This is a genomic window from Stenotrophomonas aracearum (genome assembly GCF_031834615.1).
GTDB lineage: Bacteria > Pseudomonadota > Gammaproteobacteria > Xanthomonadales > Xanthomonadaceae > Stenotrophomonas > Stenotrophomonas aracearum.
Map to the genome: position 1 here is coordinate 2,590,736 of NZ_CP115543.1, position 12,799 is coordinate 2,603,534.

Annotated in this window: 9 protein-coding genes; 2 read left to right on the forward strand and 7 right to left on the reverse strand. The window is 67.7% G+C overall.

From position 1 onward, the window contains the following. Positions 1–115: 115 nt before the first annotated feature. Positions 116–2,398, reverse strand: a complete 2,283-nt coding sequence (locus tag PDM28_RS11820; protein WP_311182172.1) for a patatin-like phospholipase family protein — start codon at positions 2,396–2,398, stop codon at positions 116–118. Between the two features lie 118 nt (positions 2,399–2,516). Between PDM28_RS11820 and PDM28_RS11825 the strand changes: the two genes are divergently transcribed. Together PDM28_RS11825 and PDM28_RS11830 are read left to right on the forward strand one after the other, a co-directional pair. Continuing rightward, positions 2,517–3,293, forward strand: coding sequence for a HipA family kinase (locus PDM28_RS11825; protein WP_311182174.1), 777 nt, complete (start codon positions 2,517–2,519; stop codon positions 3,291–3,293). After that, positions 3,271–3,660, forward strand: a complete 390-nt coding sequence (locus PDM28_RS11830; protein WP_311182175.1) for a DUF3037 domain-containing protein — start codon at positions 3,271–3,273, stop codon at positions 3,658–3,660. Before PDM28_RS11825 ends, PDM28_RS11830 begins: the two co-directional genes overlap by 23 nt. Before the next feature lies 1 nt (position 3,661). Here PDM28_RS11830 and PDM28_RS11835 read toward each other — a convergent pair whose 3' ends face one another. The 6 genes from PDM28_RS11835 to PDM28_RS11860 form a co-directional block, all read right to left on the reverse strand. After that, the gene (locus tag PDM28_RS11835) at positions 3,662–6,193 is read right to left on the reverse strand and encodes a membrane-bound PQQ-dependent dehydrogenase, glucose/quinate/shikimate family (RefSeq protein ID WP_311182176.1); all 2,532 of its coding nucleotides are present in this window, start codon (positions 6,191–6,193) and stop codon (positions 3,662–3,664) included. 233 nt (positions 6,194–6,426) lie between these two features. After that, on the reverse strand, positions 6,427–9,141 hold the full coding sequence (gene gyrA / locus PDM28_RS11840) for a DNA gyrase subunit A (RefSeq protein WP_311182177.1): 2,715 nt from the start codon (positions 9,139–9,141) through the stop codon (positions 6,427–6,429). A 257-nt stretch (positions 9,142–9,398) separates the two neighbouring features. Next, positions 9,399–10,460 carry an S-methyl-5-thioribose-1-phosphate isomerase gene (gene mtnA / locus PDM28_RS11845; protein WP_311182178.1) on the reverse strand — a complete coding sequence of 354 codons (1,062 nt, stop codon included), beginning with the start codon at positions 10,458–10,460 and terminating at the stop codon, positions 9,399–9,401. Positions 10,461–10,478: 18 nt separating this feature from the next. After that, complete coding sequence (locus PDM28_RS11850; protein ID WP_425507597.1) at positions 10,479–11,201, reverse strand: DUF3011 domain-containing protein; 723 nt, start codon at positions 11,199–11,201, stop codon at positions 10,479–10,481. Positions 11,202–11,366: 165 nt separating this feature from the next. Further along, positions 11,367–12,311, reverse strand: a complete 945-nt coding sequence (gene epmA, locus PDM28_RS11855) for an EF-P lysine aminoacylase EpmA (RefSeq protein ID WP_311182179.1) — start codon at positions 12,309–12,311, stop codon at positions 11,367–11,369. Further along, positions 12,308–12,793, reverse strand: coding sequence for a GNAT family N-acetyltransferase (locus PDM28_RS11860; RefSeq protein ID WP_311182180.1), 486 nt, complete (start codon positions 12,791–12,793; stop codon positions 12,308–12,310). The genes epmA and PDM28_RS11860 overlap by 4 nt, the downstream gene beginning before the upstream one ends. Positions 12,794–12,799: the final 6 nt, after the last annotated feature.

Consider the following 12,799-nt stretch of genomic DNA (forward strand, 5'->3'; position numbering starts at 1 on the left):
ACATGTGCAATTGAGGCAATCCGGCCTCCACGGGAACCAAAAATCCGCCGGAAACCCTTGGGCCACTTCGCTTTCGCAACTAAGATCAATCGATTGATCTTAGTTTGACCAAGCCCTAGAACCCGTCCAGCGTCCGCAACAACGACCCGAACGTGAGGTAGAACGCGTCGTGCCCGCCTTCGGCGCGGCCGTAGCCCAGGAACACCGGGCCGAGGAAGGTGTCGGCGCCGACGAAGATGCTGCCGGCGCTTTGCATGCCGTCGGTGTCCACCTGGTCGCGCGCGGCCCAGTAGCCGCCCCACTCCAGGCTGCCGCCCACGTACAGCGGAATGGTCAGCAGGGAATCGGCGTGGGCCACGCGGCGGTAGTACACCATCCGGGCCAGCGCGGTCTGCGGGGCAAAGATCGATTCTTCGGGGTAGCCGGACAGGTTGCCGAGTCCGCCCAGGAAGCCGTAGGTGGCGAGCAGGTCGTCACCGCCGTGCGCGGATGACGCGCGCACGCCGCCCAGCCAACGATTCCGGCCGTGCGACCAGGCACCGTCCCACTGCAGGCGGGTGACGGCTGCCGGGTTGTCGGTGCCCAGCGCACCCAGGTAGTGCTGGCGGGTCAGCGACAGGCGCTGGCCGCGGCTGGGGAAGGCGGAACTGTCGATGGAATCGTGCCGCAGCTGCCAGCCCACGCTGCCCATGTCGGCGCGGTAGTTGCCCAGCTGGGTCGGATTGCCGATATCCAGTCGCGCGCGCTCCTGGCCACGCTCGAGGAAGGTGGCGAATTCCCAGTCCGGATGCGGTGAGTACGCCCAGCGCAGGCCACCGTACCACTGGCTGTAGCGATATTGCGCCAGCGAGCCGCCCTGCTCCAGTACCAGGTCCAGGTCGGTGGCACGGTAACGCGCATACGTGGACAGTGCGTGGCGGCCACTGCCCCCGAACGGGTGGTAGTACTCGGCGAACAGTTCTTCGACTTCGCCCAGGCCCGCGCGCAGCTTCAATTCGGCGCCCTGCTCGCTCAGGCCGGTTTTCGTGTACTCGCTGATCAACTGGTAATTGCTGGTGCCGTTGAAATCGTCGGACAGGCGCAGCGCGAAGTGCAGGAAATCCGGTCCCCAGCGTTTGTCCTGCGGGGCGATCACCAGCCCGAGCTCGCCTTCGCGGTCGTCCAGTCGCCACTGCACCTGTTCGTACCGGCCTTCGCCATAGGTCAACGCTACCTGGCGCTCGATCGTCTCCGGCTGCAGCGGCTGGCCCAGTTGCGGCTGCAGGCGTTGTTCGATCACGCGCGGGGTGCGGGTTTCGCCGCGCAGCACGTCGACGAATGCGACGATGGGTGCTTCGAACGCGGGCGGCCGATGCTGTTGCTGGAAGGCCGCGTACTGCCGTGGGCTGACCTGGTAGCGTTCAATAGCGGTCACTTCGGCCTGCGCCGCCTGCTCGCCGACGCCCACCGCCTGTGGGGAATGGTTGAAGTCCTGGCTGCCCATCGTGCCCAGCGGCGGGGTGATCAGCAGGTCCTGCGGACCCAGCGTGGCCAGCTGCGCGTCGACCACGCGCTTCATCAGCACGCCGGCCATCTGGTGGCTGATCGCCAGCGGCGAATCCAGCCGTTCTTCATCCATCAGCGGCGTGCCGACACGCACCACGATCAGGCGCTGGGCCCCGAGCTTGCGCGCTTCGTCGATGGGCAGGTTGTCGACCACGCCGCCGTCGACCAGCAGGCGGCCCTGGTAGCGCACCGGCGCGAACACGCCGGGCACCGACATGCTGGCGCGGATCGCCAGCGCCATGTCGCCTTCGGAAAACACCACCTTGTCGCCGGTGACGATGTCGGTGGCTACCGCGCGGAACGGGATTGGCAGCTGGTCGAAATCGCGCACCTGCCAGGTCGGCAGCAGCAGGCGACGCAGCAGCATTTCCAGCTTCTGGCCCTGGATCAGCCCACGCGGGAAGGCAATCTTGCCGTTGCTGACCCCCACTTCGACCCCGCCGAGCAGGCGCAGGTCGTCTTCCTTGCGACGCATGCTGCGTTCGTTGCGCGGCGGCTTGTCGCGCAGTACTTCGGCCCAGTCGATGCCATCCAGCACCGTCTCGATCTCATCGGCCGAGTACCCGGAGGCGTACAGGCCTCCGACCACCGCGCCCATCGACGTGCCGACGATGCAATCCACCGGCACGCGTTCGCGCTCCAGCACTTTGAGCACGCCGATATGCGCCGCGCCGCGCGCGCCGCCACCGCCGAGGACCAGGCAGGTGCGCGGGCGTTCGGAATGGCGCTGTGGGTCGGCGTCTGGCGTGGCCGGCTGGGCCGACGCGGCCAGCGGCAGGAAGATCGCCGCCATGAGTGCCAGAAGGCGGGGCAGCCCCACCTTGGCACGCGACGGACGCGGGTCATCCTGCATGGCGTTTCTCCTTGAAGCCTTGTGCTGCCGGTAGACCGCACTGTGCCTGCCACGCCAGCGTGCGTCCAGACCAGACCCGGTAAGATGGCGCCGCTGCCCCCTTTTACCTGGATGCCCCTTGCGTACCGTCCACGCGCTCCGTTACATCACCCCGCTCCGCGAGGGTGGCTCCCTGCCCGCCGTGGTCGAGACCGACGACGAGGGCATGGTCGTGCTCAAGTTCCGTGGCGCCGGCCAAGGGCCGAAGGCGCTCATCGCCGAGCTGATCGCCGGTGAGATGGCGCGGACGCTGGGCCTGCCGATCCCCGAAATCATGTTCGTGGAGCTGGACCGCGAGTTCGCCCGTACCGAACCGGATCCGGAAATCCAGGACCTGATCCGTGCCAGCGAAGGGCTGAATCTGGGTAGCGATTACCTGCCCGGCGCGATCAATTACGACCCGGCCGCGATGCCGGTGGACGCCGACCTGGCCTCGCGCATCGTGTGGCTGGATGCGTTCATCAGCAACGTGGACCGCACCGCGCGCAACCCGAACCTGATGGTGTGGCATCGCAGGTTGTATCTGATCGACCACGGTGCGGCGATGTACTTCCACCACGACTGGGCCAACGCGGGTGACGCCTGCGAAAAGCCGTTCGTGCTGATCCGCGACCAGGTGCTGCTGCCGTTCGCGTCGAAGATCGCCGAGGTGGACGCCGAACTGGCGGCACTGCTGCCGGACGCGGAGATCGAGCGCATCGTGAACCTGGTGCCGGACAGCTGGCTGGTAGACGAGCCAGCGTTCGACAGCCCTGCCGCGTATCGCCAGGGGTACATCGATTACCTGAAGTGCCGCCTGCAGGCGCGCGCCGCGTTCGTACAGGAGGCCGTCCGTGCCCACGCTGCATACGTATGACTATGCGGTCATCCGCGTGGTACCGCGGGTGGAGCGCGAAGAGTTCATCAACGTCGGGGTCATCGTGTCCTGCCCGGGCGCGAAGCACCTGCAGGCCGCGATTGAGATCGACCCGGTGCGGATGCAGGCGTTCGCACCGTCGCTGGATGTGGAAGCGCTGCAGCCGTGGCTGGATGCGATTGTGGCGATCTGTCGCGGCGATGCCACGGCCGGTCCGATCGCGCAGCTGCCCGCACGGTCGCGCTTCCATTTCCTGACTGCAAAGCGCAGTTCCATCGTGCAGATGTCGAGCACGCATGTGGGGCGCACGGCGGACCCGCAGGGCGTGGTGGAGCATCTGATGCGGAAGATGGTGCGGGTGGTGTGATCTACTCGCGCCCCTTCGGCAACGCATAGGCCATCACGTAATCTCCTGCAGGCGTCTCCATGAAGTGATGGCCGCCGGCCATGATCACCACGTACTGGCGGCCGTCGTATTCGTAGACCATCGGGTTGGCCTGGCCGCCGGCCGGCAGCTTGGCGTGCCAGAGTTCCTTGCCGGTCTTGATATCAATCGCGCGCAGCAGGTCATCGGTGGCAGCGGCGATGAAGATCAGGCCGCTGGCGGTGATTGCGGAGCCGCCGTTGTTGGGCGTACCGATTTCAATCGGCAGGCCGGAACGGATGCCGAACGGGCCATTGCCGCGCGCACTGCCGAACGGGCGGTCCCACAGCAGCTTGCCGCTGCGCAGGTCGATGGCGCGGATGCCGCCGTACGGCGGTTGCTTGCACAGCAGTTTGGTGAACGGCAGGCGCCAGCCGGCGTTGACGTCGATGGCGTACGGCGTGCCGGTCTGCGGGTCCCCTGCCCCTTCGGCACCGCCGCGGTCGGCGCGCACCATTTCGCGCGGCACCCAGCCCTTGCGGTCGGCTTCGGCGCGCGGCACCAGGCGGTTGTAGTTGGGCATGTCGTTGTAGTTGGCCACGATCACGCCATGGCGCGGGTCCACGGCGACGCTGCCCCAGTCCGAACCGCCGTTGTAGCCGGGATACTCGATGGAATGCCGGTCGGCGGTGGGCGGCGTATAGAAGCCCTGGTAGCTGGCCTTGCGGAACTGGATGCGGCAGACCAGCTGGTCGATCGGGGTGATGCCCCACATGTCGCGCTCGGTCAGGTCCGGCTTGCGCAGCGTGTGATACAGCGAAAACAGCTGGGTTGGCGCGCGCTGGTCCGGCTCCACGCCACCGCCAGGCACCGCGCGCTCTTCGGCCGGGGTCAGCAGTTCGCCGGTGCGACGGTCGAGCACGTACAGGTCGCCCTGTTTGGTCGGCAACAGCAGCGCGGGCACCTTGCCGGCGGCGGTCGGGAAGTCGACCAGGGTGGCCTGCGAGCCAAGGTCGTAATCCCAAACGTCCTTGCGCACGGCCTGGAAATTCCACACCGGTTTGCCGGTGGTGACGTCCAGCGCCACCAGCGAGGTGGCATAACGGTTCTGGTTTTCGGTTCGCGACCCGCTCCAGTAATCGCCGGCGGAATTGCCCATCGGCAGGTACACCAGGCCCAGCTGCTCGTCGCCGGTTGCGGTGGTCCACATGTTCGGGGTGCCACGTGTATAGGTTTGCCCCTGCGGCGGCAGTCCGCTGCGCTCGGGTGCGTCCATGTCCCAGGCCCAGCGCAGCTTGCCTGTTTCCGCGTCGTACGCCTGGATCACGCCGGACGGTGCGTCGCGGCGCTGGCCGTCGAGCACCTGGTGGCCGGTGACAATGACCCCGCGCACGATCGCCGGTGGCGAAGTGATCGACACATAACCGGGCGGCACGTCGCCCATGCCCAGGGTGATGTCGACCTGGCCGTTGTTGCCGAAGCCCGGGCACGGCCGGCCGGTGGCGGCGTCGACCGCGATCAGGCGGCCGTCGAGCGTGCCTTCGATGATGCGTGCCGCGCACAGCGCGCGGTTGCCCGGCGCCAGTGGGCGCGAGCCGAGGCTGGGGGAGGCTTCGGGCAGGGCCAGGTCGGCGGCGACGTCGGCCAGCACTGGGTCGACCTGCGGCACGCCAGGCACTTCGTAGTACGACACGCCGCGGCAGGCGGCGGTGTACGGAATGCTGGCGTCCTTCACCTTCGGGTTGAAACGCCAACGCTCCTTGCCGGTGGCCGCGTCCAGTGCGATCAGCTGGTTGCGCGCGGTGCACAGGTACAGGGTGTCGCCAACCTTCAGCGGCGTGGTTTCGGCGCCCCAGCGCTTCTTCGGCAGGTCGCTGGTGCGGAACTGCCAGGCCAGCTCGAGCGTGCCGACGTTGGCCGGGGTGATCTGCTGCAGCGGCGAATAGCGGGTGGCCGCGTTGCTGCGACCCCAGGCGGTCCAGTCGCCGGGGGCGGGTTCGTCTGCCGGTTGCGGGCTCGCTTCTTTGGTGGGCGCCAGGCCTGTACCGGTGACGTCGACCGGGAACGCCTGGGTGCCGGCCACGGCGCCGTGCGGCACGAAGGCCAGCGCGAACGCCACGACGAACACGACCCCGAGCACGCCGGCAAGCGTGCGCGACACCCGGCGCGGTACCGGCGTGCGGAGGGTCGGCAGCAGCAGCGCGAGCAGGAAACCCAGCGCGGTGACCAGGCCGAGCCGCGGTACCCAGCGCCAGTAGTCGCTGCCCGATTCCCACCCGGTCCACAGCGCGGTGCCGACGAATACCAGCAGGTAAGCCCAGGCACCGCTGCGGCGGTTGCCCCAGAGCAGGACGCCGGCGACCACCATGCCGGCGCCGGCCAATGCGTAGTACCAGGAGCCGCCGAGTTGAACGAGCCAGGCGCCCAGGCCGCCGAGGACCAGGCCGAGGATGATCAGGAGGATCGCGAGCACGGTGATGAGCGGGTGGCGCGCGGGCGCCACCACGGACGGTTCGGACGACGGTGCAGCGGACATCGGTGTTCTCCCCGGTACGGCGGAACCCTGGATGCTGCCGGCCTCCCCTGCGGGCCGGTTTTTTGAAGCTTATGCCTGTTGGGGTGTGAATGTCGTGCGTATTTTTGCGGCTTCGGAAGCTGCGCGAGGGCCGGCCAACGGCCGGCGCTACCGGGTGGGGCGAATTCCGCGGCAGCGGAAACGAACAACGCCGGCGTTTGGCCGGCGTTGTTCGGTGTTGCGTGGCGGTTCGATCAACCCTGCGGATTTTCGTCGCCGGTGGCCGGTGCTGCTGCCGCTTCGACCGGAGTTGCGGCTGCTTCGGCTTCGTCCTCGACGTCGTCGATGGAGGCGTCCATCCGCTCCACCGCCTGCAGCTTTTCGTCCTTGGACAGGCGGATCAGGGTCACGCCCTGGGTGTTGCGGCCCACGCGCGAGATTTCCGAACCACGCGTGCGCACCAGGGTGCCGCCGTCGGAGATCAGCAGGACCTCGTCGCGCGAGCCCATCAGCACCGCGCTGACCAGCTTGCCGTTGCGCTCGGTGGTCTGGATGCCGATCACGCCCTGGGTGCCACGACCCTTGCGCGGGTAATCCGGCAGCGGGGTGCGCTTGCCGTAGCCGTTCTCGGTCGCGGTCAGGATGTACAGCATGCTGTCGTCGTCGCCGCCTTCGATCACGGCATCGCCGTTCTCGACCGCGGTTTCTTCGACCTGCACGTCGTCTTCGTTCTCGTCATCGTTGCCGCCGGCACGCTCGGCCACGATCAGGCTGACCACTTCCTCGCCCTTGGCCATTTTGATGCCGCGCACGCCGGTGGCGGTACGGCCCATCGAACGGACCCGGTCTTCGCCGAAGCGCACGGTCTTGCCGTTGGAGGCAAACAGCAGGATGTCGCGGTCGCCGTCGGTCAGGCCGACACCGACCAGCGCATCGCCCTCGTCGAGGTTGATGGCGATCTTGCCGCGCGCCAGGCGGAACGCGAACTCGCTCAGCGGGGTCTTCTTGACCGTGCCGTTGCGCGTGGCGAAGAACACGTACTGGCCTTCGGCATACTCACGGACCGGCAGCACCGCCTGCACGCGCTCACCGTTCTCGAGCGGGATCCAGTTGATGATCGGACGCCCACGCGCATTCGAACCGGCTTCGGGCAGCTGGTGCACCGGCAGCCAGAACACCTTGCCCGAACTGGTGAAGGTCAGCAGCGTGTCGTGCGTGTTGACCAGCCACAGCTGTTCGATGAAATCTTCTTCCTTGGTCGCTGCCGCACTGCGGCCACGGCCGCCACGGCGCTGCGCGCGGTAGGCGCTGACCGGCTGGCGCTTGACGTAGCCGGCATGCGACACGGTCACCACCACGTCTTCCGGCGCGATCAGGTCGAGGATGTCCAGGTCTTCTTCGCTGTGGCGGATCTCGGTGCGGCGTTCGTCGCCGAACTCGGTGCGCACGTTGACCAGCTCTTCGCGGATGACCTGCAGCAGGCGGTCCGGATCTTCCAGGATGTGGATCAGCCCGGCGATGGTTTCCAGCAGCTGCTTGTACTCTTCGGTCAGGCGGTCCTGCTCCAGCCCGGTCAGGCGGTGCAGGCGCATTTCCAGGATCTGGGTGGCCTGGATCTCGGTCAGCTGGTAGCCGCCTTCGATCAGGCCCACGCCCTTGGGCAGGTCTTCCGGGCGCGAGGTTTCCGCGCCGGCCGCACCCAGCATCGAACCGACCAGGCCCGGTTCCCAGAGGCGCGCGAGCATGCGTTCGCGGGCTTCGTTGGGATTGGGCGAGGTCTTGATCAGTTCGATCATCTCGTCGATGTTGGCCAGCGCAACGGTCAGACCTTCCAGCACGTGGGCACGGGCGCGCGCCTTGCGCAGCTCGAACACGGTACGGCGGGTGACCACTTCGCGGCGGTGGCGCACGAACGCCTCGAGCATCTGCTTGAGGTTCATCAACTGCGGGCGGCCGTCGACCAGCGCCACCATGTTGATGCCGAACACCGACTCCATCTGGGTCTGCTGGTAGAGGTTGTTCAACACAACTTCCGCCGACTCGCCGCGCTTGATTTCGATGTAGATGCGCATGCCGTCCTTGTCGGACTCATCGCGCAGCTCGCTGATGCCTTCGAGCTTCTTTTCCTTGACCAGCTCGGCGATCTTCTCGATCAACCGGGCCTTGTTCACCTGGTACGGGATCTCGGTGACGATGATCGATTCGCGGCCGTTGTCGGCCACTTCGATATCGGCCTTGGCGCGGATGCGCACCCGGCCACGACCGGTGCGGTAACCGGCGACGATGCCGGCGGTACCGTTGATGATGCCCGAGGTCGGGAAGTCCGGGCCCGGGATGTACTCCATCAGGCCGTCAACGTCGATCTCCGGGTTTTCGATCAGCGCGATGCAGGCGTTGATCGACTCGGTCAGGTTGTGCGGCGGGATGTTGGTGGCCATGCCCACCGCGATGCCGGCCGAACCGTTGACCAGCAGGTTCGGGAACCGGGTCGGCATGACCGTCGGCTCCAGTTCCTTTTCGTCGTAGTTGGGCTGGAAATCGACGGTTTCCTTGTCGATGTCGGCCATCAGCTCATGGGTGAGCCGCGACATGCGGGCTTCGGTGTAACGCATCGCCGCGGCGGAGTCGCCGTCGACCGAACCGAAGTTACCCTGGCCGTCGACCAGCATGTAGCGCAGCGAGAACGGCTGCGCCATGCGCACCAGGGTGTCGTACACCGACTGGTCGCCATGCGGGTGGTACTTACCGATGACGTCACCGACGATACGCGCCGACTTGTAGTACGGCTTGTTGCTGTGCGCGTTCAGTTCGTTCATCGCGTACAGCACGCGGCGATGCACCGGCTTGAGGCCGTCGCGTGCATCCGGGAGGGCGCGGCCCACGATCACGCTCATGGCGTAATCGAGGTAGCTCTTGCGCATCTCGTCTTCCAGGTTGACCTGGATGATTTCCTTGGCGTTTTCTGCCATTCGGGTTCCGTTGTCTGGTAGCGGTCCAGTCCGTCGCGCCGGCCCTTGCGGGGCGGCGGCGCCGGAATCTCGATTAACTGATCGAGTCTACCACAACGGGGGGTATTTAGCTGCTGTTTACGGGGTTTTTACCTGCGTAAATCAGGGACTTACGGTTATTCCTATGTTGCAGAACGATGCTGGACCGCCTGGGTCGGCCAGCGGCCGACGCTACCGGGAGGTCGGCCCGTCCAATCAGGCGTGCGCGGCCGCTTGGCTCAGCCGAAGGCGGCCTGCATGTTGGCCGCGGTGGGGTTCAGGATCACGCCCTTCTCGGTCACGATGGCGTCGATCAGCTCGCCCGGGGTGACGTCGAAGACCGGGTTCCAGGCGGCAATGCCTTCGGCCACCGTACGGGTGCCGCCGACGCCGTACAGCTCGCCGGGGTCGCGCTGCTCGATCTCGATCTGCGCGCCGTCGGCGGTGTCCATGTCCACCGTGGAGGACGGCGCCACCACCATGAACTTCACCCCGTGGTGGCGGGCGGCGATCGCCAGCTGGTAGGTGCCGATCTTGTTGGCGGTATCGCCGTTGGCGCAGATGCGGTCGGCGCCCACGATCACCCACTGCACCGCACCGGTCTTCATCAGGTGCGAGGCGGCCGAGTCGGCGATCAGGGTGGCGTCGATGCCGTCCTGCTGCAGCTCCCACACGGTCAGGCGCGCGCCCTGCAGCCACGGCCGGGTTTCGCCGGCGAACACGCGGCCGATGCGGTGCTGGGCCATGCCTGCGCGGATCACGCCCAGCGCGGTACCAAAGCCGGCGGTGGCCAGCGAGCCGGTGTTGCAGTGGGTCAGCACGCCGCTGCCGGCGTCGATCAGGCCGGCGCCCAGCGCGCCCATGTGGCGGTTGGCGGCCAGGTCTTCCTCGGCGATGGCCTGCGCTTCATCGGCCAGCACCTGCGCCCAGTCGGCGCCGGCCGGGGCCAGTGCGCGACGCATTCTTGCCAGCGCCCAGGCAAGATTCACGGCGGTCGGGCGCGAAGCGTTCAGGCGCTGCAGGGCCGGTTCCAGCTTGGCCAGCGCCTGGGCGCCGTCGTCGGCCTGGACCTGCTGCGCGGCCAGCACCACGCCCCACGCGGCGGCAATTCCGATCGCCGGGGCGCCACGCACGGTCAGCGCGTGGATGGCCTCGGCCACCGCGTCGCTGTCACGGCATTCCACGTGCTCCACCACGAACGGCAGCTTGCGCTGGTCGAGCAGCTGCAGGGAATCGCCGGTCCACAGGATCGGGCGGATGTGGTCGTAGCGGGCGTAATCGATGTCGGGGGATGCGTTCATGCCCCCATTGTAACGGGTTCAGTTGACCTGGAATTCGGCCCGGCAACCGTTGTCGACCCACACCCCGCGCGTGTCCCAGCCCCAGCTCCGGCCTTCCTCACAGGGGCTGCCGGAGAGCTGCTTGACCAGTACCGCGCTTCTGCTGATCCCGGCACCGCAGAAGCGGCGTTGGCGTGACTTGGATTCGCAGACCACGGTGCGCGGCACGTTGAGGAAGCCGCTGCCGTCGGCCGCGCCCACTTCGAAATCGCCCTGGCAGCCGCGGGTGACCCAGATCTCATTGCGCTTGACGCCCCAGCTGTGGCCTTCGCGGCACGGCAACGCGCCCAGCTGGCGCAGCAGGCGCACCGGTGCGCCCTGCAGGATCACCGGGCAGCTGCTGGGGCGGCCGTTGGATTCGCAACGCACCACGCGGCGCACGTTGCGACCGGGATCCTTGTCGGCGCCGGAGGGATTACGGCTGCGGAACTCGGCCCGGCAGCCCAGGGTGACCCACACGCCGGTGCGGTCAGTGCCCCACTCCGAGCCACGCACGCAGCTGTTGTCGGAGAGCTGGCGGACCAGGTCGACGCCGTTGGCCACCGGCATGTCGCAGTGCACCCACTCCATGTCGCGTGACTGGCAGCGCACGACCTGGGCGCTGTAGCCGGTCTCGGCCTGGGCAACGGCGGGCAGCATGCCGGCGCACAGCACCAGGCCCAATGCAGACAGCGTCCAGCGCGGCGCACCCCATGACGGCATGCCCCACGTCGTTGCCGACGTCATTGGTCCAGCCGCTTGCACCTGCGTCATCACCACCCTTCCCGCCGCCACTGAACGATTACGTCGACACCATCCGACATCGGGTGTGATCAGAGCATCATCATGCGCAACGCGCAAGACAGGCGCATGGCGATGCGCACGGATTCAGGCGTGCGCGAAGTCGAACGCAAGCACGTCGGCGATACGCCCGGTGCGGTTCATCGCCATCAACAGCCGGTCCACGCCGACCGCCACGCCGGCGCAGTCCGGCAGTGACGGCAATGCCTCGATGAGGTGTTCATCCATCGGCGGCAGCACCGCGCCGCGTGCGCTTCGCAGCGCGTGGTCGCGCGCGAAGCGGGCGCGCTGTTCGGTCGCATCGTTCAGTTCGTGGTATCCGTTGGCCAGCTCGACCGCACCGAGGTACAGCTCGAAACGTTCGGCCAGCGGCGGCGTGCCCGGGCGCACCCGCGCCAGTGCGGCCTGGCTGGCCGGCCAGTCGTGCACCACGGTCATGCAGTCGTCGCTGAAATGCGGCTGGATGCAGTGGGTCATCAGCAGGTCCAGCCAGTCGTCGCGGGTCAGTCCCTCGGGGTCGATGCGGACGTCGGCCAGCGGCGCCTGCAGTTCCGCGTCGGTGGCCTCGAACGGGTCCAGCCCGACGTGCCGGCGATACAGGCTGCGGTAGTCCAGTACCTCCAGACGGGCGTCACGCTGCACCAGCGCCAGTGCGGCACGCACCAGCGCAGCGGTTTCCTCGATCAGGCGGTGGTGGTCCCAGCCGACCCGGTACCACTCGAGCATGGTGAACTCCGGGTTGTGCCGGCCGCCGGCCTCGCCGTTGCGGAACACCCGGCCGAGCTCGTAGCAGTCGCCCACGCCAGCGGCGAGCAGGCGCTTGAGTGGGTACTCCGGGGAGGTGCGCAGCCAGCGCTGCGGCGTGCCGGCATCGACGTGGCCACTGAAGCGGGTGTGGAAGCTGTCGATGTTGGGTTCGGTGTTGCCCGCCGCCGACAGGATCGGGGTTTCCACTTCCAGCACGTCGCGTTCGGCAAAGAAGCGCCGGATCAGCGCGTTCAACGCGGCGCGCTGGCGCAGTGCGGCGATCACGCGCGCGCGTCCCGCAGGCGCTTGGCCAGCTGCAGGGTGAGCAGGCTGCGGGTGTCGTCGACATAGCCGGTGGCGAGGTACAGGCGCCGCGCCAGTTCGTTGTGGTGGTTCACTTCCAGGCGCATGCGCTCCACGCCGCGCGCGTTGGCGCGCTGCTCGAGGATGGCCAGCGCCTGCTTGCCGCGCCCGCGGCCGCGTGCCGCGTGGCTGAGGTACAGCTCGTCGAGCAGCGCGAAGTGGCCGCCCTGCTCCAGGCTGAAGCCCATCGCCAGCGCGGCGTGGCCGACCACTTCACCGGTTTCGGACAGCCACAGCAGCACCTCGCCGTTACGCGGGTCTTCCAGCAGCGCGGCCAGCGCACGGCGCACCCGTGCTTCCTCGAAGTCCAGGTGGTCTTCGGCGTAGAAGTCACGCATCAGGCCGATGACCAGTTCGGTGTCGGCGACGGTGGCAAGGCGGAAGTCGAGGGGTGCGGTGTGCATGGGGTG